Here is a 21,969-nt window from a genome sequence, read left to right as displayed (position 1 = left end):
GGAAGCGCACATCCACGACCCGGAGGCGCGCTTCCACTTCGCGGAAGCGCTCGCCCACGATCCGGAAGCGCGTGTTCACGGCCGGGAGGCCTCACCCGCTCGGCAGCTCCAGATCGCTCTTGTTCAACTCCTCGATGTTCACGTCCTTGAACGTGAGGACACGCACCTGCTTCACGAAGCGAGCCGGCCGGTACATGTCCCACACCCAGGCGTCCGCCATGGACACCTCGAAGAACACCTCGCCCTGGACCGAGTGCACCTGCATCTCGTAGTCGTTGGTCAGATAGAAGCGCCGCTCGGTCTCGATCACGTATTTGAACAGACCGACGACATCGCGGTACTCCCGGTAGAGCTTGAGCTCCATCTCGGTCTCGTACTTCTCGAGGTCCTCGGCGCTCATGGCATGTTCCCCTTCAGCCGTGCGGTCCCACCATTGTGCGCCAGTCCCGTGAACCCCTAGACGATTTCCGTGTCCAGGGTCACGGGCCGGGCGGGAGGACCTTCGTCGAGCAGCGTGCGCAGCAGCTCGGCGAGTCTGGTCGGATACACCGTCTCATGTGTCCCGGTCAGTTCCTGACACGTCCACCAGCGCGCTCCGGCGACACTGCGCCGCTCCAGCTCGGTCAGGCCCGCTGCCGTGGTCGCCGTCCGGGCGGTCCGGGCCAGGTAGTACCACTCGTCCTGGTCCCAGCGGCGGCCCGCGAACGGGAAGGAACACCTCCGCCGCCACAGCACCGGGCCGAGCTCGACCTCGGTGATGCCGGTCTCCTCGGCGAGTTCCCGCAGAGCGGCCTGTTCACGGGTCTCGTCGCCCTCCACTCCGCCGCCGGGCGTGAACCACCAGTCGTCGGCCGGGTCGTCCGGCTCGTGGCCGTGCAGCAGCAGGATGCGGTCCTGCGGATCGAGCAGCACCACCCGGGCCACCTTGCGCAGTCCGCCCTCGTACGCGTCCTGGCCCGTCCGCGTCGCCTCAGCGGGCACCGGCGGGCTCCGTCCTCGCCCGGCCGCGGGCGGCTCCGATCCGCTGGGCGAGGGGGCCGTACGCGGCCCCGGCGAAGATCAGCACGGCCCCGGCGACCACCAGCGCGACGATCGTGCGCAGCGGTCCCGGCGAGGAGAGCGCGCCGATCGCCCGGAAACCGGTGGGCCGCTCCAGCATGCCGCCCATGGGCCAGACGACGGCGTCGACCCGGCCGTCCACGGCGTCGCGCGACACCGTGCCGCCGGCGGCGTCCGTGAGGTGGGCGGTGGAGTCCACGGAGGTGTCCCGCTCGTCGCCGAGCAGGAACAGCCGCCCCTCGGGGACGGTCACCGCCGGGAAGTCGCCGAGCTCGGCCGGCGTGCCCTCGGGCAGGTACGGCTCGTCGATCTCCTTGCCGTTGACCCGCAGCCTGCCGTCCTGGCAGCAGGAGACGGTGTCGCCGCCGACGGCCACCACGCGCTTGACCATCGGCGCGTCGGCCCAGGTCGCGTCCTTGAAGACCACGACGTCGCCGCGCCGGACCGCGTCGCCGTCGATCCGCTGCGCCAGCACCCGGTCGCCCGCGTCGATCGTCGGCGTCATGGAGCTGGTCGGCACGGTGTACGGCCGGTAGAGCACCGCCCCCCAGGCGAACCCGCCGAGGAACATCACCAGGCCCAGCGCGACGGCCAGCCCGGACAGCCGCTGTCCGGTCCGGCCGCCCGCCGGGCCCGTGTTCGTGCCGCCGCCGCGCGGGGCCGTACGCGTCGTGCTCTCACCACCCATGGATCCGCACCCTACCCGGCGGTACCCGACCCGGTCAGCCCTCCCGGCGGGAACCGGGCCACGCGCTCCGCGCGGCCCTCGCGGGACCGGCCGCAGCCGGGGGAAACGGCCGGGAGCGGGCGGTACGGCGCGCACCGCTGCCCGGCCCCGTCCGAAGACGCTTCCTCAGCGCGTGTTCGCCACCGTGATCCGCCGGCGGCGCCACAGCGCCACCGGCACCACGCCGACGAGGGCGAGTCCCTGGGGCGCGACCGTCAGGGCGGCGGCCGCCGACGCCTGCTCGTCCAGGCCGGGCTGGTCGAACGTGGGCGGAACCGGCAGGGTGCTCCAGCGGGTGACCGGCCAGGCGATGACGACGGCCCGTCCGACGACCTCCTTCACCGGAACCATGCCGCTGTGCCGGTCGGACTGGTTGTAGCGCGAGTCCCGCGAGTTCTGCCGGTGATCGCCCATGACCCAGATGTAGCCCTCGGGCACCTTCACCTTGAACTGGCCGCCCTGGTCGTCCATGCTGCACGGCGTGTTGCCGGGGTAGACGTACGGCTCGTTCAGCGCCTTGCCGTTGACCCTCAGCGGGCCGGTGTTCCTGCACTCGACCGTGTCGCCGCCGACCCCGACGACCCGCTTGATCAGGTCCTTCTCCGACGGGGACGGCATCAGGCCGATCCAGCTGAGGAAGGTCTGCAGCGCGTTCGGCTCGGTGGTCGGCTCGCCCGCCAGCCAGTCGTCGGGGTCGTGGAAGACGACGACCTCGCCGCGCTCGGGCTCGGAGCCGAACCACGGGGTGAGCTTGTCCACCAGGACCCGGTCACCCTGCTGGAGGGTGTTCTGCATCGAGTCGGAGGGGATCGAGAACGCCTGCACCAGGAACGTCTTGATCAGCAGCGCCAGCACCAGCGCGATACCGATCAGGATGGGCAGCTCCTTCCAGAAGGAACGCTGCTTCCTCTGCCGGGAGGACGTCCGGTCCGGTTCCCGTCCGCCCTCGCCCCTGGTCTGTTCGTCCGTCATCGTGCCGTCCTCGGCCGCCTTGGAGTCGTTCCCTGAGGCGACGGCGCCGTCCGCGGCCGGGGGGGCCGCCTCCCCGGGGCGTCCACGGTGTTCCTCTCCGTCGTGTCCGGACCGTGCGCCAACCGCCACATCCCCCACGCCAACTCCTTACTCTGTGCCGCCGCCTGCCCCGTATGCGGCGCAGGCCCACCACTCCCATAACGAGCGGGAGTTCCGCAGGGCTCGGGAGCTGGATCATTCTGTTCGAATCGTCGGAGGCAACCCTATGCGACAGCCGGGGAGCAGCGGCCGACCCGGCGGCCGAGTCGGACACGGCCGCGTAGGTTTCCGGCTCCCGCAGCGTGCTCCAGTGGTCCATCGGCCAGGCGATCACCATGGCCCGTCCCACCACGCCGTCCTCGGAGACCGTGCCGCCGTGGCCGGTGTCCTGGTGGGAGCGCGAGTCGGCGGAGTTGGACCGGTGGTCGCCCATCACCCACAGGCGCCCCTCGGGGACGGTGACGTCGAACCGCGTCGCGGACGGGGCGTTGCCGGGGTACAGGTAGTCCTCGTTCAGGGGAACGCCGTTGACGGTGACCCGCCCCTGTGCGTCACAGCACATGACGCGGTCCCCGCCGACGCCGACGACCCGTTTGATCAGGTCCTGCTCGTCCTCGGACGGCAGCAGGCCGATGAAGGTGAGCGCCTCCTTGGCCTGCCTGACGACGACCGGGTCGTCCTTCCCGGCGGGCTGCTCGTCCTGGAGCCAGCCGCCGGGGTCGCGGAAGACGACGACGTCCCCGCGCTGCGGCCTGGCGCCGAACCACGGGGTGAGCTTGTCCACCAGCACCCGGTCGCCGATCCGGATCGTCTGCTCCATGGAACCCGACGGGATGACGAAGGCCTGGAGGAGGAACGTCTTCAGAACGAGCGCTATGAGGACGGCGACGCCGACGAGCAGGGGGATCTCCTTGACCGCGCTGCGCCTGCGGCGCCGCTTGACCTTGCGCTGCAGTCTGCGCCGCTCCGCGCGGGTGCGGCCGCGGGCCGGGCCGCCGGCGCGCCGGGCCCCGGCGGGCGGCGGGTGCTCCGCGGGGCCGGCCGGCGCCCCGCGCGGTTTGCCGCGGTTACCCATGGGCGCCCTCCGCGGCGGGCACGCGCGCGTAGGCGTCGGGCCGGCGCAGCCGGGTGGCGTGGCCGAGCGGCCACACGATCGCCTCGGCGCGGCCGATGACGTCGTCGACGGGGACCATGCCGCCGCCCGGCGAGCCCAGGTGGTCGCGCGAGTCGCTGGAGTCGCTGCGGTGGTCGCCCAGGACGAAGAGGGTGCCGTCCGGCACGACGACGTCGAAGCGCACGGTGGACGGGCTGTCACCGGGGTACAGGAAGGCCGACTCGTCGACCGACCGGCCGTTCACCTCGATCCTCCCCTCCCTGTCGCAGCAGACCACGTGGTCTCCCCCCGTGCCGACGACGCGCTTGACGTAGTCGCCGTGCCCGAAGGTGCCGGTGCCGTCGAAGACGACGATGTCGCCGCGGTGCGGCTCGGCACCGAAACGGTACGCCAGCTTGTTCACGAGGACGCGGTCGCCGATCCTCAGTCCGCGCTCCATGGATCCGCTGGGAATCTGGAACGGCTGCGCCACGAACGTGCTGAACAGCAGCAGGAACAGCAGGCAGACCAGCAGGGTCAGGGAGATCCCGCCGCCCGGGAGCCGATCGGCGGTCCGCGCCGCCAACGCGAAACGCGACCGTCCCCCCGGCCCCTCGGGCTCCGGGATCTCCTCGGAGCCGGAGGGGCGGGAGGAGCGGTCGCGCTCCGTCGGCTGTGCTTCGGTGTCCATCGGGGCCAGATGCTATCCGGCCCCGCCGTGAACCCCGGAGAGCGCTCAGCTCTCGCGCTTCTCCTTGATCTTCGCCGCCTTGCCGCGCAGCTCGCGCAGGTAGTACAGCTTGGCGCGGCGCACGTCACCCCGGGTGACGAGCTCGATCTTCTCCACGATCGGGGTGTGCACCGGGAAGGTGCGCTCGACGCCGACGGAGAAGGAGACCTTGCGGACCGTGAAGGTCTCGCGCACGCCGGAGCCCTGGCGGCGGATGACCACGCCCTTGAACTGCTGCACACGGGAGCGGTTGCCCTCGATGACGCGGACGTGGACGTTGACGGTGTCGCCCGGGCGGAAGTCCGGGATGTCGCTGCGCAGCGACGCGGCGTCGACGGTGTCGAGCAGGTGGGACATTTCGTCTGCTTTCTTCGCTGATGCCGCAGGTCATCAACGGAAACTAGGGGTGTCGGATCAGGGCTGCGCGGGTCGGGGCGGGCGTCGTGTCCCCCTGCGGCAGGGACGCGCGCCGGACGGGCGCACAGCAGCGGCCTATTCTTCCACGCCGTCGACCCTGCGCCAAAATCGGCCGTACGGCTCCCCCTCCGGGTCCGGTTCCCAGCCCAGGACGGAGAGCGTCTCCCGGTCCTTCTTGTCGAAAGCCCTGGGGTCGCAGCGCTCGATGAGGTCGGGCCGGTGGACCGTCGTGCGGCGCAGGGCCTCGTCCCGGCGCCAGCGGGCGATCCTTCCGTGGTGGCCGCTGAGCAGCACCTCCGGGATGCCCCGGCCGCGCCACTCGGGCGGCTTGGTGTAGACGGGCCCCTCCAGGAGGCCGGCCATGGCGCCGGGCGCGAAGGAGTCGTCCCGGTGGGACTCGGCGTTGCCGAGGACTCCGGGCAGCAGCCGGGCCACGGCCTCCGTGACGACCAGGACGGCCGCCTCGCCGCCGGCGAGGACGTAGTCGCCGATGGAGACCTCGTAGACGGGCATGCGGGTGGCGTACTCGTCGACGACGCGGCGGTCGATGCCCTCGTAGCGGGCGGGCGTGAAGATCAGCCAGGGCCGCTCGGAGAGGTGGACGGCGAGTTCCTGGGTGAAGGGGCGGCCGCTGGGCGTGGGCACGACGAGGGCGGGCTCGCGGGAGCCCGTCTCGTAGCCGTCCGCCAGGACGGAGTCCAGCGCCTCTCCCCACGGCCCGGTCTTCATGACCATGCCGGGTCCGCCGCCGTACGGCGTGTCGTCGACGGTGTGGTGCCGGTCGTGCGTCCAGTCGCGCAGGTCGTGCACGTACACGTTCAGCTGCCCGCGCGCGCGGGCCTTGCCGACCAGGGAGACGTTCAGGGGGTCCAGGTACTCGGGGAAGATCGTGACGACGTCGAGCCGCATCAGACTTCTTCCCGGGAGGAGGCGATCTCGGCCCGGTCGTCGATCAGGCCGGGCGGCGGGTCGACGACCGCCCGCTGTTCGTCGAGGTCGATCTCGGTGACGATCTCCTCGACGAACGGGATGAAGACCTCGCTGCCGTCCGGGCGCTCCACGACGAACAGGTCCTGCGCGGGCAGGTGCGAGATCTCGGTGATCCGGCCGACCTCCGCACCGTCCTTGGTGACGACGTCGAGGTCGATCAGCTGGTGGTCGTAGTACTCGTCCTCGCCCTCGGGCAGTTCGTCCGGGTCGACGTCGGCGATCAGGAGGGTGTTGCGCAGGGCCTCGGCCGCGTTGCGGTCGGCGACGCCCTCGAAGCGCAGGAGGAGACGGCCGCTGTGCACACGGCCGCTCGCGATGGTCAGCGGTCCCACGGACGCGGGATCGGTGGCCAGGACGGCGCCGGGGGCGAGCCTGAGCTCCGGCTCGTCGGTACGTACCTCCACGGTGACCTCGCCCTTGATGCCGTGGGCGCGGCCGATCCGTGCGACTACCAGCTGCACTTGTGAAGATCTCCTGTCTGGAACGACTACGGGCCGGGGACGGCCCAGCGGCCCTCCCCGGCCCGAGCCGGTGCTGCGAAGCGTCAGCGGACGTGGTCCACGTCGACGAGGTCGACCCGGACACCGCGGCCGCCGATGGCGCCCACGACGGTGCGCAGAGCACGTGCGGTGCGGCCGTTGCGGCCGATCACCTTGCCGAGGTCGTCCGGGTGCACCCGGACCTCGAGCACACGTCCGCGACGCAGGTTGCGCGAGGCGACCTGCACATCGTCAGGGTTGTCGACGATGCCCTTCACGAGGTGCTCAAGAGCCTCCTCGAGCATCCTCAGGCCTCGGTCGACTCGGACTCGGCGGACGCCTCGTCCTTCTTATCAGCCTTCTTCTTCTGGGTGATCGCCTCGCCCTTGCCCTCGTCCTCGCCGGCGAGCGCCTCGAAGGACGGACGCGCGGGCTTCTCGGCCGGCTGCAGCAGCGGCGCGGGGGCGGGCTCGCCCTTGAACTTCTGCCAGTCGCCGGTCTTCTTCAGGATGGCGAGCACGGGCTCGGTGGGCTGAGCGCCGACGGAGAGCCAGTACGCCACACGCTCGCTGTCGACCTCGATCACCGACGGGTTGTACGTCGGGTGGTACTTGCCGATCTCCTCGATGGCCCGGCCGTCACGGCGGGTACGGGAGTCGGCGACGACGATGCGGTAGTGAGGCGAACGGATCTTGCCCAGACGCTTCAGCTTGATCTTGACTGCCACGGGAGTGGGTTCTCCTGGAATTGACGTGGTGGGGCACGGCGAGACGGCCGCGTGGGGTTGCGGTACCCGAGTGCCCGATGGACGCGTCAGCCGGAGGAGAGAGGGGTCCTGTGCGGCTGTCGAGTACAGCTAGCCATTGTGCCATACCCCACGAGCCGCTCCGAGCCGAGGGGGCGCGGCGGGGCAGACGGGAGAGGCACCCGGCGTCGCGGTGACCGTACGCCGGGTGCGCGGCCCGGGGCCGCGGGGCGCCCCCCGACGGCGCCCCACGCGTCGCGTGCTCGACCGGCAGCCACGAGATGCCGGTCGAGCACGTCAGCGCGCCCCCGCGCCCACGACCTCCGGTTCCGGGATGCGGAAGGGCTTGCCGCAGCCGCCGCACACGATCGGGGCCTGGGCCAGGACCGACGGGACGACCCGGACGTTGCGGCCGCAGTCGCAGACCGCCTTGACGCGGACGCCGCCGCCGGAGGAACCGTGGCGGGCGGCCGGGCCGCGGAAGGTGCGGGAGGTGTCGGACGAGGTCGCGGCCGAGTGGGCCTTCAGCGCGCGCTGGAGGCGTTCGATCGTCGTGCGGTAGCGGCGCTTCGCCTCGGGGGTGAGCGTGACCAGCGAGAAGCCGCTGCTGGGATGCGGTTCCTCGGGGTGGTCCAGGCCCAGCTCCTCGGCGATCGCGAGGAATCTGCGGTTGTGGTAGCGGCCGGCGCGGGAGGTGTCGCGGACTCCGCGCGCGGCGGCGATGCCGTGGACTGCCTCATGGAGCAGTCGCTCGAAGGAGAGCTCGTGCCCGCAGGCGGACGACGACTCTCCGATCAGGGACTCGGGCGCGGCAAGATCGGGCAGCTCGGGGTGGTACCGCTGAATGTCGGCCCACGCCTGCGCCAGCTCTGCGGCGAGAACAGGTGGTGTCGTGCTCACGTAACGGCAACGAGCCGGGGTGCCGCTGTGTTCCTATTCCGGGGCATCCCAAATAATTTGCACGTACCCGTCAGTTGCCGCCGATGCGCCCCGACGAGGGCGGGTGCGCCGAACCGCGGAGAAGCCTCACAGCTCGTGCCAAGCCGGTGCGTAGCCTGACGTACGCCCCGGCGCGTGGCCGATGCGTGCGCGCCGGGGCGGCCGTGTCCGCGGGGGCGCAAGAGGCCTTTCGGCCGCTCCCGCGAGGAAGGCGCCGTCTCGGTGGGCGCGGGCGACGATCGCGACGTTACCGGGTGCGTCGCCGTCGTCCGGCACCGACCCGTCCTCGGCGGCCAGACAGCGTACGGTCACCGCGTGTCCGGCCGGCCCGGGCGCGAAGCCCTCGACGTGGCCGGCCTCCCGGGTGAGGTACGGCAGGGGGACCAGCAGGGGGAAGCAGGCGTTCCGGGCGCCGGTCCGCTCGCTCCGGGCGTCCGTCTCGGCCTGCATCCGCTCCCACGGCCCGTAGCCGTACGGCCGGATGACCAGGGTGCCGCGCACCGGCCCGTCGCCGGCCGGCCCGGCCTTGCCGATCAGGTCCCGGTACCGGCGCGGGAAGCCGTCCGCCCGGGGCGTGGGAACGGGTGCCTTGGCCATGGCGCGATGGTACGGGTCCAGGTTGCCGGGATGTGAAATCTCGCCATATGGCCGAGCATCCCGTAAACCGGGCCCCGCTACCCCTGGACGACACGCCGGGCCCGGAGTTTCCTGGCATACGGGGGGTGTGCGGGCGCACTGCACAGAGGCCACGTCATGGTGCACAGGGCAACTCTCGTCGGAATGGGGCGCTTACATATGACACCTACGCTCGTGCGGCAGCATCCACCTCACGCGGGGGGCGCCCCCCGCGTGGACCTGCGGGCCCGCGCGCGTGACTGGTCCGAGATACAGGAGAGAATGCTCGTACCGCTCTACGAGGCCGTCTACGAACGGCTGGAAGTGGGCCCCGGCGCACGGGTGCTGGGCCTCGGCTGCGGTTCCGGGCTCGCCCTGCTGATGGCGGCTTCCCGGGGCGCCGCGGTCACCGGTGTCGACACCGCCTCCCCGGAACGGCTGGCCCTCGCGCGGGAGCGGCTGCTGCCCGGGGCGTCCGGGACCTGGGACACGCGCGCGGGGGCGGACGCCCGGATCGTGGACGGGTCCCCCCGGGACGTGGAGGACCCGCACGCGCCCGCGTACACGCTGGTGACCGCGTTCGAGCCGGTCGGGTGCCGCGCGGGCGACGCCGAAGGACTGGGTGAGCTGCTCGCGGAGGCGACGCCGCTCGCCGAGCGGGGGGCGCCCGTGGTGCTGGCCGGCTGGGGGCCGCCGGAGCGCTGCGCCACGTCGGCGGTGCTGCGGGTGGCGACCGGGCCGGCGGACCCGCTGCGCGGCGCGAGGAGCTGGCGGCCCGCCGCCCGGGACGACCTGGAGGAGGCCGCCCGGCAGGCCGGGCTGAGGCCGGACGGCTCCGGCCGGGTGGCGTGCCCCTTCGGGTACGCCGACACCGACAGCGCGGTGCGCGGGCTGCTGTCGACGGGGCTGTTCGACGCGGCGGTCGCCGCGGCGGGCCGGGAGCAGGTCGACAAGGAGCTGACCGAGGCCCTGCATCCGTACCAGCGCCCGGACGGGACGGTGTGGATGCCGAACGTGTTCCGGTACCTGATCGCGCGGGTGCCGTAGCGGGCCGGACGGGCTCACGTCACCGGGGGCGCCCCCGCGCGGCGCGGGGGCGCCCCCGGTGACGTGAGCGTACGGGCGGGACGGTGTCAGCCCATGAACTTCTTGAACTCGTCGGGCAGTTCGAAGTCCTTGCCGCCCTGCTGCGGCAGCCCGAAGGCGTTGCCGCCCTGAGCCGCGGCGGCGCGCCGGGCGGCGGCCTCCTGCTCCTGCTGCTTGCGCTTCATCGGGTTGCCGGAGCGCTGCTTGCCCTTGGCCTTCTTCTGCTGCTTCTTCGCCCGGCCGGGGCCGCCGCCCATGCCCGGCATCCCGGGCATCCCCGGCATGCCGCCGCCCTGGGCCATGCGGGACATCATCTTGCGGGCCTCGAAGAACCGCTCGACCAGGTTCTTCACCGCGCTGACCTCGACGCCGGAACCACGCGCGATACGGGCGCGGCGCGAGCCGTTGATGATCGTCGGGTCCTGGCGCTCGGCCGGGGTCATCGACTTGATGATGGCGGCCGTACGGTCGACGTCCCGCTCGTCGATGTTGTTGATCTGCTCCTTGATCTGGCCCATGCCCGGCAGCATGCCGAGCAGCTTGGAGATGGAGCCCATCTTGCGGACCTGCTCCATCTGGGCCAGGAAGTCGTCGAGCGTGAACTCCTGGCCCTTCTTGGACGCCAGCTTGGAGGCCATCTTCTGGGCCTCTTCCTGGCTGAACGTCTTCTCCGCCTGCTCGATCAGGGTGAGCAGGTCACCCATGTCGAGGATGCGGGAGGCCATCCGGTCCGGGTGGAAGGCGTCGAAGTCGTCGAGCTTCTCGCCGTTCGACGCGAACATGATCGGCTTGCCGGTGATCTGGCGGATCGACAGGGCCGCACCACCGCGGGCGTCGCCGTCGAGCTTGGAGAGCACCACGCCGTCGAAGCCGACGCCGTCGCGGAAGGCCTCGGCCGTGTTGACGGCGTCCTGGCCGATCATCGCGTCGACGACGAACAGGATCTCGTCCGGGGAGACCGCGTCCCGGATGTCCGCGGCCTGCTGCATCATCTCCTGGTCGATGCCGAGGCGGCCGGCGGTGTCCACGATCACGATGTCGTGGACCTTGGACCTGGCGAAGTCGATGGAGTCCCGGGCGACCTTGACCGGGTCGCCGACGCCGTTGCCCGGCTCGGGCGCGTACACCGCGACCCCGGCCCGCTCGGCGACCACGCCGAGCTGGTTCACGGCGTTCGGGCGCTGCAGGTCGCAGGCGACCAGCAGCGGCGAGTGGCCCTGCTCCTTGAGCCACTTGCCGAGCTTGCCCGCGAGGGTGGTCTTGCCGGCGCCCTGCAGGCCCGCCAGCATGATCACGGTCGGCGGCTGCTTGGCGAAGCGCAGCCGGCGGGTCTCGCCGCCGAGGATGGTGACCAGTTCCTCGTTGACGATCTTGAGGACCTGCTGGGCCGGGTTCAGCGCCCGCGAGACCTCGGCGCCGAGGGCGCGCTCCTTGACGTTCTTGATGAAGCTCCGGACGACCGGCAGCGCCACGTCCGCCTCGAGCAGCGCGATGCGGATCTCGCGCGCCGTGGCGTCGATGTCCGCTTCGCTCAGGCGCCCCTTGCCGCGCAGATTCCTGAAGGTCGCTGAAAGGCGATCGGAGAGAGTGTCGAACACGGCGGCGTCGGTCCTCGGAGTCGGGGGCAGTTCTGAGCGTCTTCCAGGGTATCCGGCCCGGCAAGCGAATGGTCCCCGCCCGCCGCGTGCGACCGGCGGGGAGCCGGTCCGCCGCCGGTCCGGGACCGGTCCCGGGCCGACGGCCCGTGCCGCGCCGCGGACCGCCCCCGCCCCGGGCCGCGGCGGGAGAACGCGGCCCGGGGCGGGCCGCCGGTCATCCCCGCAGCGCCCCCTCCAGCCTCCGCGCCACCGCGTCCGCCTCCTCGCCCGGCAGGGGCGCGCCCGTGGGATCCGTCACGTAGAAGGCGTCGACGGCGTTGGCGCCCAGCGTGGACACGTGCGCGCTGCGCACCCGGACCCGCGCGTCCTCCAGCGCCCGCCCGATGCGGAACAGCAGCCCCGGCGCGTCCTGCGCGCGCACCTCGATCACCGTGGCCAGGCGGGACGCGGCCGGGTGGACGGTGACCCGCGGCGGGGGCGCGACCACGCCCCGGCGCCGGGGGTAGGCGGCGTCCCGCTCGGCGAGCCGGCCGGCGACGTCCAGGGAGCCGTCCAGGGCGCGGACCAGGTCGGCGCGGAGCCGGGCGGCCTGCGGCAGGGAGCCGTACTCGGCGGCGACCCGCCAGTCCAGCAGCAGCACGGAGCCCTCGACGCCGGCCGGGAGGTCCATCGCGCGCAGCTCGGCCGCGCGGACCGTCAGGCGGTGCACGGCCAGCACGCCGGCCACCGCGGGCAGCACGCCCGGCTGGTCCGGTACGGCGATCAGCAGCTCCACGCCGAGCGGTTCGAAGTCCCCGGCCGGCTCCTCGGCCGGTGGTCCGGTCTGCGCGCGCAGGGCCAGCACGGGCCCGCCGGTGGCGGCCGCCTCGAGGGCGAGCCGCTCCTGCTCGGCGGTGGGCGCGGCGGGCTCGGGCTCCTCGGGGACGTCCCCGGCGAGGACCGCCGAGACCCGTCTCACCAGGTCGGCGACGAGAGAGCCGCGCCAGGACGACCAGGCGGCCGGCCCGGTCGCGAGGGCGTCGGCCTCGGTGAGGGCGTGCAGCAGCTCCAGGGTGCCCTGCGTGCCGACCGCCTCGGCGACGGACCGCACGGTGGCCGGGTCGTCCAGGTCGCGCCGGGTGGCGGTCTCGACGAGCAGCAGGTGGTGCCGTACGAGGGTGGCGAGGACGGCGACGTCGGCGCGGTCGAAGCCGATGCGGGCGGCGACGTCCTCGGCGATGATCTCGCCGGCCACGGAGTGGTCGCCGGGCCAGCCCTTGCCGATGTCGTGCAGCAGCGCGGCGACCAGCAGCAGGTCGGGGCGGCCGACCCGGCGGGTGAACGCGGAGGCGCGGACGGCGGTCTCGACGAGGTGCCGGTCGACGGTCCACAGGTGCACGGCGTTGCGCTGCGGGCGGCAGCGCACCCGCTCCCAGTCGGGCAGCAGCCGGGTGATCAGGCCCTCGGCCTCCAGCGCCTCCCAGACCTCGACGGCGGGGCGGCCGGAGCCCAGCAGGGTCACCAGCTGTTCGCGGGCCTCGGCGGGCCAGGGCGTGGGCAGGGGGCGCACGGCGGCCGCCATGTGCCGGACGGCGTGCCGGGAGAGCGGAAGTCCGGCCTGCGCGGCGGCGGCCGCGGCACGCAGCGGAAGCACGGGATCACGCTCGGGGCGCGCGGCGCGGGCGAGCACCACCTCGCCGTCCTGCTCCACGACCCCTTCCGCCAGCGGGGACCTCTCGGCGGGCTGCTTCCCACCCGGCGTCCTCCTGTCGCCCGCCACCGCCCTTCTGAGGAAGTCGCCGCGCTCCCCCGCCAGTGCGCGCAGCCGCGGCCGTACGGCGCGCGACCGCAGCACACGCCCCACTTCACGCCAGGTGACGTCGCCGGCGTACGAGATGACCCGCGCGGCCTCGTACACCTGCCGCAGCAGCGTGTCGGCGTCGAGCAGCCCGAGCCCGGCCGCCACCTGGTCCTGGTCCTGCAGCGCGAGCCGGTCGGTGGCGCGCCCGGTCGCCAGGTGCAGCGCGTCGCGGACGTCGAGCAGCCGGCGCCGGGCGTCGGCGAGGCCCTCGCGCGGGGCGTCGGCGAGCCAGGAGGCGGCGACGGCGCGCAGGGCGGTGGCGTCCCGCAGCCCGCCGCGCGCCTCCTTCAGGTCCGGCTCCAGGAGGTACTGCAGCTCCCCCTGGCGCTCGGCGCGTTCGGCGCACAGCTGCCGGAGTTCGGGGAGGCGCCTGGGGGCCTGGTTGCGCCAGTCGGCGAGGACCGCCGTGCGCAGCCCGGTGGTGAGGCCGAGGTCGCCGGCGAGGTGCCGGGCGTCCAGCAGGCCGAGCTGGACCTTGAGGTCCTCGCCGGCCGTCTTGCGCGCCTCGGCCGGGGTGCGTACGGAGTGGTCGAGGGCCAGGCCCAGGTCCCAGACCGGGTACCAGAGGCGGTCGGCGAGCTCGGCGACCGCCTTGGCGTCGCTGCCGTCGTGCAGCAGGAGCAGGTCCAGGTCGCTGCGCGGGGACAGCTCGCCGCGGCCGTAGCCGCCGACGGCGACCAGCGAGACGCCCCCGAGTCCCTCGGCCGCCCCGGCGAACAGGCCGGCCAGCCACTCGTCGGTCAGGTCCGCGAGGGCCGCACGGCGCGGCGGCCCGGACCGCGCCCCCTCGGTGAGGAGGCGCAGCCGGGCCGCCGCGTAGCCGCCGGGTCCCGAGTCCTCCGCTTCTTCCCGCACATCCGCACGCGTCACCCGGCGACTCCCGTCTTCCCTCGTCAGAGCGCGTCCGGGCCGCGTTCGCCGGTCCGGACCCGCACGGCCGTCTCGACCGGCAGGGACCAGACCTTGCCGTCGCCGATCTTGCCGGTGCGGGCCGCCTTGACGACGACGTCGATCAGCTGCTCGGCGTCCTCGTCCTCGACCAGCACCTCGATGCGGATCTTGGGAACGAGGTCGACGGTGTACTCGGCGCCCCGGTAGACCTCGGTGTGGCCCCGCTGACGGCCGTAGCCGCTGGCCTCGGTGACCGTGAGGCCGTGCACTCCGAAGGCCTGCAGGGCCTCCTTGATCTCGTCGAGCCGGTGCGGCTTCACGACGGCGGTGATGAGCTTCATGCGTCCACCTTCCTGCTCTCGGCGCCGGCCACGGCGGCCGGGGCGGCGGCGGTCCTGGCGGCTCCGCCGCCGGCGCCGCTGAAGTCGTATGCGGTCTCGGCGTGCTCGGCCTGGTCGATACCGGTGATCTCGTCGTCCTCGGAGACCCGCATGCCGATGGTCCGGTCGAGGAGGAGGGCGAGGACCGCGGAGACGACCAGGGAGTAGGCGAGGACGCCGAAGACGCCGGCGCACTGCTTCCAGAACTGGTCCAGGCCGCCGCCGTAGAACAGGCCCGCGACGTCGGACTGGCCCTCGCCGGTGGCGAAGAAGCCGATGAGCAGGGAACCGAGGATGCCGCCGACGAGGTGGACGCCGACCACGTCGAGAGAGTCGTCGTAGCCGAACTTGTACTTCAGGCCGACGGCCATGGCGCACAGCACGCCGGCGACGACACCGACGGCGATCGCGCCGAGCGGGGAGACCGCGCCGCCGGCCGGGGTGATGGCGACCAGGCCCGCGACCGCGCCGGAGGCGGCTCCCAGCGTGGTGAACGCGCCGTGGCGGATCTTCTCGTAGGCGAGCCAGCCCAGCACGGCGGCGGCGGTGGCGACCTGGGTGTTGACGAACATCAGCGCGCCGACGCCGTCATCGTTGCCGAGCCAGGAGCCGGCGTTGAAGCCGAACCAGCCGAACCACAGCAGGCCCGCGCCGAGCATCACCAGCGGCAGGCTGTGCGGGCGCATCGGGTCCTTCTTGAAGCCGACGCGCTTGCCGATGACCAGGATCACGCCGAGCGCCGCGGCACCGGCGTTGATGTGGACGGCCGTGCCGCCGGCGAAGTCGATCACGCCCAGTTCGAAGGCCCAGCCGCCGGCGCCCCACACCCAGTGCGCGACCGGGAAGTAGACGACCGTGGCCCACAGGGCGACGAACAGCGCCCAGGCGGTGAACCTGACGCGGTCCGCGAGGGCGCCGCTGATCAGGGCCGGCGTGAGGACGGCGAACATCAGCTGGAAGACCAGGAACACGAAGACCGGGATGGTGTAGCCGTCCCACAGCTCGGTCAGGCCGATGTCGCGCAGGCCCACCCAGTCGGAGTTCCAGCCGATGACGCTGCCGGAGTCCGTGCCGAAGGCGAGGGAGAAGCCGTACAGCACCCACAGGACGGTGACGATGCCCAGGCTGATGAAGCTCATCATCAGCATGTTCAGGGTGCTCTTGACGCGGACCATGCCTCCGTAGAAGAAGGCCAGCCCCGGGGTCATGAGCATCACCAGGGCGGAGCAGATGAGCATGAAGCCCGTGTTGGCGGCAGAGAGTTCCGTCTCTGCGGCGAGCGTGATGGCTGGTGCCATCGGCGTCTCCTCGTCGTTGGTACGGCCCCGTGCGGGCGAAGCCTGAGCGGATGGAGGGGTGGGCCGGTTATGCGCCACGAGACTGGCGCAGCGCGGTTTCGGCGGAAGCCCCTCGTTGTTTCGCCGCCGTGACGAAGGCGCTGTGCGTGTTACGGGTCGATGAACCGTGAGATGTCCGCCGACCGGATCGTTATCGTGGCGCAACCTTCACGGGTGACGGCGTCCGAGGTGACGCGGACCGGCCGCGGCGGCCCTCCCGTGACCTGGCGCGGGAGGGCCGGGCCGGGCAGTGCGGGAGGGCCGGCCGCGGCCGGGGCTCACGGGGTCAGACCGCTTCCGCGGTGTCGGGCAGCTCGGTGGCCAGCCGCGCGCCCAGGTCCCTGATCTCGGCGAGGTCGCCGAAGTCGCGGACGGCGGTGTCGACCGTCTTCCGGATACGCGTGGTGACGCGTTCGGAGCGGACCTTCTGCGCGACCTGCAGGGCGCGCGTGGCGAAGGCCGCGCCCTGCTCGGGCTCGCGCCGCAGCAGGTGCACGGTGGCCATGCCGATCAGGTTCAGCGCGTACGACCGCTGGTGCTCCCCGTCCTCGGCGAAGAGTTCCACCGCCCGGCTCATCAGCGGCTCGGCCAGGGAGGCGTACGTGGGGCTGCGGCCGGCGACGTAGGCGAGGTCGCGGAAGGAGTGGGAGTTCTCGGCGTACAGCTCGGCCTCGGAGAAGAAGCGGATCCAGTCGGGCTCCGGCTCGTCCCACTCCTGGGCCTCGGCGAAGGTGTCCTCGGCCATCCGCACGGCGCGCTTGCACCTGCCGGGCTGGCCCATGTTGGCGTAGGCGCGGGCCTCCATCGCATACAGCATCGCCTGGGTGCGCGGGCTCGCGCAGTCCCGGCTGCCGTACTGCGCGAGGTGGATCAGCTCCAGGGCGTCGTCGGGCCGGCCGAGGTGGATCATCTGCCGGCTCATGCTGGAGAGGATGTACGAGCCGAGCGGCCGGTCGCCCGCCTCCTTGGCGGCGTGCAGCGCGAGGACGAAGTACTTCTGCGCGGTGGGCTGCAGCCCGACGTCGTACGACATCCAGCCGGCCAGCTCGGCGAGTTCGGCGGCCACCTTGAACAGCGTCCGGGTGGTCGTCTCGGGCTGGGGCTCCTGCAGCAGATCGGTCACCTCGTGCAGCTGGCCGACGACCGCCTTGCGGCGCAGGCCGCCGCCGCACTGGGCGTCCCACCGCCGGAACATCACGGTGGTGGTCTCCAGCAGGTCCAGTTCCGGCTTGGACAGGCGGCCGCGCGCGTGTGCGGCGGGCTCGGGTTCCTGGCGCGGGGCGGGGGACGTGGGGACGAGCCAGCGCTGCATGGGTTCGATGAGGGACGGGCCCGCGGACAGGGCCAGCGAGGTCCCGAGGAAGCCGCGCCGCGCCAGCATCAGGTCGCTGCGCGAGAACTCGCTGAGCAGGGCCACGGTCTGCGGGCCCGTCCAGGGCAGGTCGACGCCGGTCGTGGACGGGGACTGCCGTGCGGTGCGCAGTCCCAGGTCCTCGACGGAGACGACGACGCCGAAGCGCTCCGAGAACAGCTCGGAGAGGATGCGGGGGATCGGCTCGCGCGGCATCTCGCCGTCCAGCCAGCGGCGCACCCGCGAGGTGTCGGTGGAGACGTGATGGGCGCCCAGCCGGCGTGCCCTGCGGTTGACCTGCCGGGCGAGTTCGCCCTTGGACCAGCCGCTGCGCACGAACCACGAGGTGAGCAGCTCGTTGGGACGTTTGTCGGCGTGCGTCGCCGAAGCGTTCGTCCCGCCGTCGCCGTTGCCGCTCACTGGAACGCCCCCATCCCTGAGACCACGTGTCGTCGAGTGCGCCGAGCCCTGCCAGGATGCCGGTGCCCGCGGCCGCGTGTCCGGCGGTTCCCGCCCCTCGGGCGGAAAATCGACTTGCCTCCGGCATACTCGCGGATGCATGTGCCTCCGGGCTCGTGCACACAAAGTAGTTCTACGATCACCCGTCCAGCCGCGCCCCATGCGTAAACGCCACCATTCGCCACCCCTTCGAATGAACTCATGGCGACCTCCACGCGATTCACTTGACACCGGCGACCGGGAACGGGCGCAGCGGTGCATACAGGGGCGCGTGTCACCGAACGCGTCACCCGAGTGCTTCAAGGCGCTGTCTGGAACGCGCGGCACCGGGGATGCGGAATACAGAAAGTCACGTCGTACGTCCACTGCGTAACCCTCGGTGCGCCGGACCCGTTGGAGGGGGTATGGGCTTCACGATCGGCAGCAGTCGGGTGATCCGTGACATCCGGTCCGGCTCGCGCCGCCGCGGCCGCTCGTCGGAGTGCACCGCCGTGGCCGAGTTCACCGGGCTGTGGGGATGGGACGTCGTGCCGGGGGCACGGGCCGCCGCGGGCGCCTGCTCCTGCGGGCGCCCCGACTGCAGCGCGCCGGGCGCCCATCCGCTGGGCTTCGCGCCGGAGATCCCGGCCGGGGCGACGCTGGACGAGGTGGCCGAGGCCTGGGGCGAGGTTCCGGGCGCCTCGGTGATGCTGCCGGTCGGGCGGACCTTCGACGTGATCGAGGTGGCCGAGCCGGCCGGGCGCCGCGCCCTGCCCCGGCTGGAGCGCATGGGCCTGCCCCTCGGCCCGGTCACCGTGACCCCGGAGGGACGCGCCCACTTCTTCGTCGCCCCCGGCGCCGCCGCCGAGCTGCCGCGGCTGCTCTACCGCATGGGCTGGGACGACCCGTCCTCCCTCGACCTGCGCGGCCTCGGCCCGGGTGCGCACATCACGGTCCCGCCCTCCGACCGCGCCGGTCTCGGCCCGGTCCGCTGGCTCCGCCCGCCGGCCCTCGACTCGGCGACGCGTCCTCCGGCGGCCCGGCTGCTGCTGGGCACGCTGGCGTATCTGGCCCATCGGTCGCGGGCCTGACCCCCGGCGTCCCCACGGGAGGATTCCGGGCTCCGGCGGGCCCCTGCGCGCACGCGGAGCGCCGGCTCAGCCGTGCGAACAAAAGCGCCCGTCCCCGCCACGAGGCGGAAACGGGCGCTTCTTCCAGGAATCCCGGGGCGGCGGTCGCTCACTCCCCGATGAGGGCGTCGACGAACGCCTCCGGCTCGAACGGCGCCAGGTCGTCGGGTCCTTCACCGAGGCCGACCAGCTTGACCGGCACGCCCAGCTCGCGCTGCACGGCGACCACGATGCCGCCCTTGGCCGTGCCGTCCAGCTTGGTGAGGACGATGCCGGTGATGTCGACCACCTCGGCGAAGACCCGGGCCTGCACCAGGCCGTTCTGGCCGGTGGTGGCGTCGAGCACGAGCAGCACCTCGTCCAGCGGGGCCTGCTTCTCCACCACGCGCTTGACCTTGCCGAGCTCGTCCATGAGCCCGGTCTTGGTGTGCAGCCGGCCCGCGGTGTCGATGAGGACGACGTCCGCGCCGATCTCCTTGCCCTCCTTGACCGCGTCGAAGGCGACGGAGGCGGGGTCGCCGCCCTCCGGGCCGCGCACGGTGTGGGCGCCGACCCGCTCGCCCCAGGTCTGCAGCTGGTCGGCGGCGGCGGCGCGGAAGGTGTCGGCGGCGCCGAGGACGACGCTGCGGCCGTCGGCGACCAGGACGCGGGCCAGCTTGCCGGTGGTGGTGGTCTTGCCGGTGCCGTTGACGCCGACGACCATCACGATGCCGGGCCCGCCGGTCTCCGGCTCGGTCCTGACCGTGCGGTCCATCTCGGGGCCGACCAGCTTGACCAGCTCCTCGCGCAGCAGGCCGCGGAGCTCCGCGGGGGTGCGGGTGCCGAGCACCTTCACCCGCTCGCGGAGCCGCTCGACCAGCTCCTGGGTGGGCTGCACGCCGACGTCGGCGGTGAGCAGCGTGTCCTCGACCTCCTCCCAGGTGTCCTCGTCGAGGTGCTCGCGCGACAGCAGGACGAGCAGGCCCTTGCCGAGGGCGTTCTGCGAACGGGACAGGCGGGCGCGCAGGCGCACGAGGCGCCCCGCGGTGGGCTCCGGGATCTCGATCCCGGGGGCCTCGACGGTCGGCGGCTCCTCGACCACGACGGGAGCCGTGCCGCCGTCCGGGAGATCCACCTCTTCTATCGTGCGCCGCGGTTCCTCCTGCGGCGTCTCGGCCTCGTCGCCGACGTGCGGCTCGGCCGGGGGGGCGGTGATGTCGGGCGCGGCGGGGGGCGGCGGGGGCAGCTGCTTCCTGCGCAGACCGCCGACGACGAGCCCGCCGAGCGCGCCGAGCACGACCACGGCGATGACTACAGCAAGGATGACGATGTCCATAACCCGTCCAGTATCGGCCATGGACCCCCACGACACCCCGGCGAACATCTGACGCGCCGTCATCCGCCCTCCGGGCCCGGCGGGCGGTCGCGGGGCCCGCACCGGTCGTCCGTCCCGGGCGGGCGCCGGCACGGGCGCGGCGCCGCGAAGGCGTACCGCCCCGGCCACACGCGGGTGGGCCGGGGCGGTACGCCTTTCGGGTGCGAGGAGAGGGGCAGCGGGGACTTGGCCCTTCTCCTCGGGTCTCCTCGGGGCCGAGGCCTCCTGGCGAGGCTCAGCCCATCTCCTCCAGGGCCTTGCCCTTGGTCTCCTTCACGAACTTCAGGACGAACGGGACGGAGAGCGCGGCGAAGACCGTGTAGATCACGTAGGTGACGGAGAGGTTCCAGTCGGCCAGCGACGGGAAGCTCGCGGTGATGGCCCAGTTGGCGATCCACTGGGCGGCGGCGGCCACGCCCAGGGCGGCGGCGCGGATCTTGTTCGGGAACATCTCGCCGAGCATGACCCAGACGACCACACCCCAGGACAGGGCGAAGAAGAGCACGAACACGTGGGCGGCGATCAGGGCGACCCAGCCCTGGGTGGCGGGCAGCTTGCCGTCGACCAGGTCGTAGGAGAACGCCCAGGCCTCCAGCGCCAGGCCGACGACCATGCCGATCGAGCCGATGACGGCGAGCGGCTTGCGGCCGACGCGGTCCACGAAGATCATCGCGATCACGGTGCCGACGATGTTGATGATCGACGTGGTGAAGGAGTAGAAGAACGAGTTCGTCGGGTCGACGCCGACCGACTGCCACAGCGTCGAGGAGTAGTAGAACGCGACGTTGATGCCGACGAACTGCTGGAAGACCGACAGGCCGATACCGATCCAGACGATCGGCTTGAAGAAGAAGCTGCCGCCGAGCAGGTCCTTGAAGCTGGACTTCTCCTCGCGCTGCATCGCCGACTCGATCTCGGTCACGCGGGCGTCCAGGTCGACGTCCTTGCCCTCGACCTCGGCGAGGATCTCACGGGCGCGCTCGTGCTTGCCCACGGAGATCAGGAAGCGGGGGGACTCGGGGATCGCGAAGGAGAGCAGGCCGTACAGGATCGCCGGGACGACCATGACGCCGAGCATCAGCTGCCAGGCCTCCAGGCCCATCAGCTCACCGCGCTGGTCGCCGTCGGCGGCGTTCAGCAGACCCCAGTTGACCAGCTGCGACACGGCGATGCCGACGACGATCGCGGCCTGCTGGAAGGAGCCCAGGCGGCCTCGGTAGGCGGGCGGCGCGACCTCGGCGATGTAGGCCGGGCCGATCACGGAGGCCATGCCGATGGCGAAGCCGCCGACGACACGCCAGAAGGCGAGGTCGTACAGCGAGAACGGCAGCGCGGAGCCGACGGCGCTGATCGTGAAGAGGACCGCGGCGATCTGCATGCACCGGATGCGTCCGATGCGGTCGGCTATGCGGCCGGCGGTCGCGGCACCGATGGCGCAGCCGATCAGGGCGATGGCGATGACCTGCGCCAGCGCCGCCGAGCCGATGTCGTAGCGGTCCCGGACGGCCTCGACGGCGCCGTTGATCACGGAGCTGTCGTAGCCGAAGAGGAAGCCGCCCATCGCGGCCGCCGCCGCGATGAAGATGACGTGCCCGAGATGATCGGGTTGAGCCGTCCTGGCTCCTGTCTGAGGTGCCTGCGCAGTGCTGGTCACGTGTACTCCTCGGGCCACCGGCAACGCTGCCGGGGTGGGGGTGAGCCCTTCGAGGTGCCGCTTGAAGGTACCTGAAGGTAAAAGCAACGTTGCAGAGACTATGCC

Annotated in this window: 20 protein-coding genes and 2 pseudogenes; 2 read left to right on the top strand and 20 right to left on the bottom strand. The window is 72.6% G+C overall.

All coding sequences use genetic code 11. From position 1 onward, the window contains the following. Positions 1-91: 91 nt before the first annotated feature. From ABD363_RS16980 to ABD363_RS16920, 13 genes and pseudogenes are all read right to left on the bottom strand, one after another. A complete protein-coding gene (locus ABD363_RS16980) occupies positions 92-400 on the bottom strand; it encodes a DUF2469 domain-containing protein (protein ID WP_003993268.1) in 309 nt (102 codons plus the stop codon). Positions 401-456: 56 nt separating this feature from the next. Further along, the gene (locus ABD363_RS16975) at positions 457-981 is read right to left on the bottom strand and encodes an NUDIX hydrolase (protein ID WP_344604275.1); all 525 of its coding nucleotides are present in this window, start codon (positions 979-981) and stop codon (positions 457-459) included. Further along, a complete protein-coding gene (gene lepB, locus ABD363_RS16970) occupies positions 971-1,747 on the bottom strand; it encodes a signal peptidase I (RefSeq protein WP_344604273.1) in 777 nt (258 codons plus the stop codon). The genes ABD363_RS16975 and lepB (ABD363_RS16970) overlap by 11 nt, the downstream gene beginning before the upstream one ends. 165 nt (positions 1,748-1,912) lie before the next feature. Then, the gene (gene lepB / locus ABD363_RS16965) at positions 1,913-2,896 is read right to left on the bottom strand and encodes a signal peptidase I (protein ID WP_344604271.1); all 984 of its coding nucleotides are present in this window, start codon (positions 2,894-2,896) and stop codon (positions 1,913-1,915) included. After that, positions 2,787-3,872: pseudogene (gene lepB / locus ABD363_RS16960) on the bottom strand (signal peptidase I); the annotation flags it as partial. The gene lepB (ABD363_RS16965) and the pseudogene lepB (ABD363_RS16960), both read right to left, overlap by 110 nt. Next, positions 3,865-4,581 (bottom strand): signal peptidase I, encoded by a 717-nt coding sequence (gene lepB / locus ABD363_RS16955; RefSeq protein ID WP_344604269.1) that lies wholly within the window; start codon positions 4,579-4,581, stop codon positions 3,865-3,867. The gene lepB (ABD363_RS16955) and the pseudogene lepB (ABD363_RS16960), both read right to left, overlap by 8 nt. Before the next feature lie 45 nt (positions 4,582-4,626). Then, on the bottom strand, positions 4,627-4,977 hold the full coding sequence (gene rplS / locus ABD363_RS16950) for a 50S ribosomal protein L19 (protein ID WP_344604267.1): 351 nt from the start codon (positions 4,975-4,977) through the stop codon (positions 4,627-4,629). 135 nt (positions 4,978-5,112) lie between these two features. Beyond that, positions 5,113-5,946 (bottom strand): tRNA (guanosine(37)-N1)-methyltransferase TrmD, encoded by an 834-nt coding sequence (trmD, locus tag ABD363_RS16945; RefSeq protein ID WP_344604265.1) that lies wholly within the window; start codon positions 5,944-5,946, stop codon positions 5,113-5,115. Then, a complete protein-coding gene (rimM, locus tag ABD363_RS16940; protein ID WP_344604263.1) occupies positions 5,946-6,488 on the bottom strand; it encodes a ribosome maturation factor RimM in 543 nt (180 codons plus the stop codon). Before rimM ends, trmD begins: the two co-directional genes overlap by 1 nt. Positions 6,489-6,571: 83 nt before the next feature. Next, positions 6,572-6,811: an RNA-binding protein gene (locus ABD363_RS16935; RefSeq protein ID WP_003973401.1), complete on the bottom strand. Its 240-nt coding sequence runs from the start codon at positions 6,809-6,811 to the stop codon at positions 6,572-6,574. A 2-nt stretch (positions 6,812-6,813) separates the two neighbouring features. Beyond that, positions 6,814-7,233 (bottom strand): 30S ribosomal protein S16, encoded by a 420-nt coding sequence (rpsP, locus tag ABD363_RS16930; RefSeq protein ID WP_344604261.1) that lies wholly within the window; start codon positions 7,231-7,233, stop codon positions 6,814-6,816. A gap of 315 nt (positions 7,234-7,548) precedes the next feature. Further along, positions 7,549-8,151 carry a hypothetical protein gene (locus tag ABD363_RS16925; RefSeq protein ID WP_344604260.1) on the bottom strand — a complete coding sequence of 201 codons (603 nt, stop codon included), beginning with the start codon at positions 8,149-8,151 and terminating at the stop codon, positions 7,549-7,551. 369 nt (positions 8,152-8,520) lie between these two features. Further along, positions 8,521-8,787: pseudogene (locus tag ABD363_RS16920) on the bottom strand (proline--tRNA ligase); the annotation flags it as partial. Between the two features lie 198 nt (positions 8,788-8,985). Here ABD363_RS16920 and ABD363_RS16915 point away from each other — a divergent pair. Then, the gene (locus tag ABD363_RS16915; RefSeq protein WP_344604259.1) at positions 8,986-9,852 is read left to right on the top strand and encodes an SAM-dependent methyltransferase; all 867 of its coding nucleotides are present in this window, start codon (positions 8,986-8,988) and stop codon (positions 9,850-9,852) included. Positions 9,853-9,938: 86 nt separating this feature from the next. On the opposite strand, the gene ffh is transcribed toward ABD363_RS16915, so the two are convergent. From ffh to nsdA, 5 genes are all read right to left on the bottom strand, one after another. Continuing rightward, entirely contained in the window at positions 9,939-11,489 is a 1,551-nt protein-coding gene (gene ffh, locus ABD363_RS16910) for a signal recognition particle protein (RefSeq protein ID WP_344604257.1), read from the bottom strand. A 214-nt stretch (positions 11,490-11,703) separates the two neighbouring features. Further along, positions 11,704-14,199, bottom strand: a complete 2,496-nt coding sequence (locus tag ABD363_RS16905; RefSeq protein ID WP_344604255.1) for a [protein-PII] uridylyltransferase — start codon at positions 14,197-14,199, stop codon at positions 11,704-11,706. 23 nt (positions 14,200-14,222) lie between these two features. After that, on the bottom strand, positions 14,223-14,561 hold the full coding sequence (locus tag ABD363_RS16900) for a P-II family nitrogen regulator (RefSeq protein ID WP_344604254.1): 339 nt from the start codon (positions 14,559-14,561) through the stop codon (positions 14,223-14,225). Continuing rightward, positions 14,558-15,898: an ammonium transporter gene (locus tag ABD363_RS16895; protein WP_344604252.1), complete on the bottom strand. Its 1,341-nt coding sequence runs from the start codon at positions 15,896-15,898 to the stop codon at positions 14,558-14,560. Before ABD363_RS16895 ends, ABD363_RS16900 begins: the two co-directional genes overlap by 4 nt. Positions 15,899-16,223: 325 nt before the next feature. Further along, a complete protein-coding gene (gene nsdA, locus ABD363_RS16890; RefSeq protein ID WP_344604250.1) occupies positions 16,224-17,708 on the bottom strand; it encodes a transcriptional repressor NsdA in 1,485 nt (494 codons plus the stop codon). A 443-nt stretch (positions 17,709-18,151) separates the two neighbouring features. Here nsdA and ABD363_RS16885 point away from each other — a divergent pair, with 443 nt between their 5' ends. Beyond that, positions 18,152-18,817 (top strand): bifunctional DNA primase/polymerase, encoded by a 666-nt coding sequence (locus ABD363_RS16885; RefSeq protein WP_344604248.1) that lies wholly within the window; start codon positions 18,152-18,154, stop codon positions 18,815-18,817. Between the two features lie 148 nt (positions 18,818-18,965). On the opposite strand, the gene ftsY is transcribed toward ABD363_RS16885, so the two are convergent. Then, entirely contained in the window at positions 18,966-20,171 is a 1,206-nt protein-coding gene (ftsY, locus tag ABD363_RS16880) for a signal recognition particle-docking protein FtsY (protein ID WP_344604362.1), read from the bottom strand. Positions 20,172-20,445: 274 nt separating this feature from the next. Next, positions 20,446-21,864 carry a sugar porter family MFS transporter gene (locus ABD363_RS16875; protein ID WP_344604246.1) on the bottom strand — a complete coding sequence of 473 codons (1,419 nt, stop codon included), beginning with the start codon at positions 21,862-21,864 and terminating at the stop codon, positions 20,446-20,448. Positions 21,865-21,969: the final 105 nt, after the last annotated feature.

The organism is Streptomyces glaucus (genome assembly GCF_039533365.1).
In the GTDB taxonomy this organism is placed as follows: Bacteria; Actinomycetota; Actinomycetes; order Streptomycetales; family Streptomycetaceae; genus Streptomyces; species Streptomyces glaucus.
This window is presented reverse-complemented; position numbering and strand designations above follow the sequence as displayed.

Coding starts and splice junctions, on each gene's coding strand:
- ABD363_RS16980 (WP_003993268.1), bottom strand. CDS start 400: ATGAGCGCCGAGGACCTCGAGAAGTACGAGACCGAGATGGAGCTCAAG.
- lepB (WP_344604273.1), bottom strand. CDS start 1,747: ATGGGTGGTGAGAGCACGACGCGTACGGCCCCGCGCGGCGGCGGCACG.
- lepB (WP_344604269.1), bottom strand. CDS start 4,581: ATGGACACCGAAGCACAGCCGACGGAGCGCGACCGCTCCTCCCGCCCC.
- rplS (WP_344604267.1), bottom strand. CDS start 4,977: ATGTCCCACCTGCTCGACACCGTCGACGCCGCGTCGCTGCGCAGCGAC.
- trmD (WP_344604265.1), bottom strand. CDS start 5,946: ATGCGGCTCGACGTCGTCACGATCTTCCCCGAGTACCTGGACCCCCTG.
- ABD363_RS16935 (WP_003973401.1), bottom strand. CDS start 6,811: ATGCTCGAGGAGGCTCTTGAGCACCTCGTGAAGGGCATCGTCGACAAC.
- ABD363_RS16915 (WP_344604259.1), top strand. CDS start 8,986: ATGACACCTACGCTCGTGCGGCAGCATCCACCTCACGCGGGGGGCGCC.
- ABD363_RS16900 (WP_344604254.1), bottom strand. CDS start 14,561: ATGAAGCTCATCACCGCCGTCGTGAAGCCGCACCGGCTCGACGAGATC.
- ABD363_RS16895 (WP_344604252.1), bottom strand. CDS start 15,898: ATGGCACCAGCCATCACGCTCGCCGCAGAGACGGAACTCTCTGCCGCC.
- ABD363_RS16885 (WP_344604248.1), top strand. CDS start 18,152: ATGGGCTTCACGATCGGCAGCAGTCGGGTGATCCGTGACATCCGGTCC.
- ftsY (WP_344604362.1), bottom strand. CDS start 20,171: ATGGACATCGTCATCCTTGCTGTAGTCATCGCCGTGGTCGTGCTCGGC.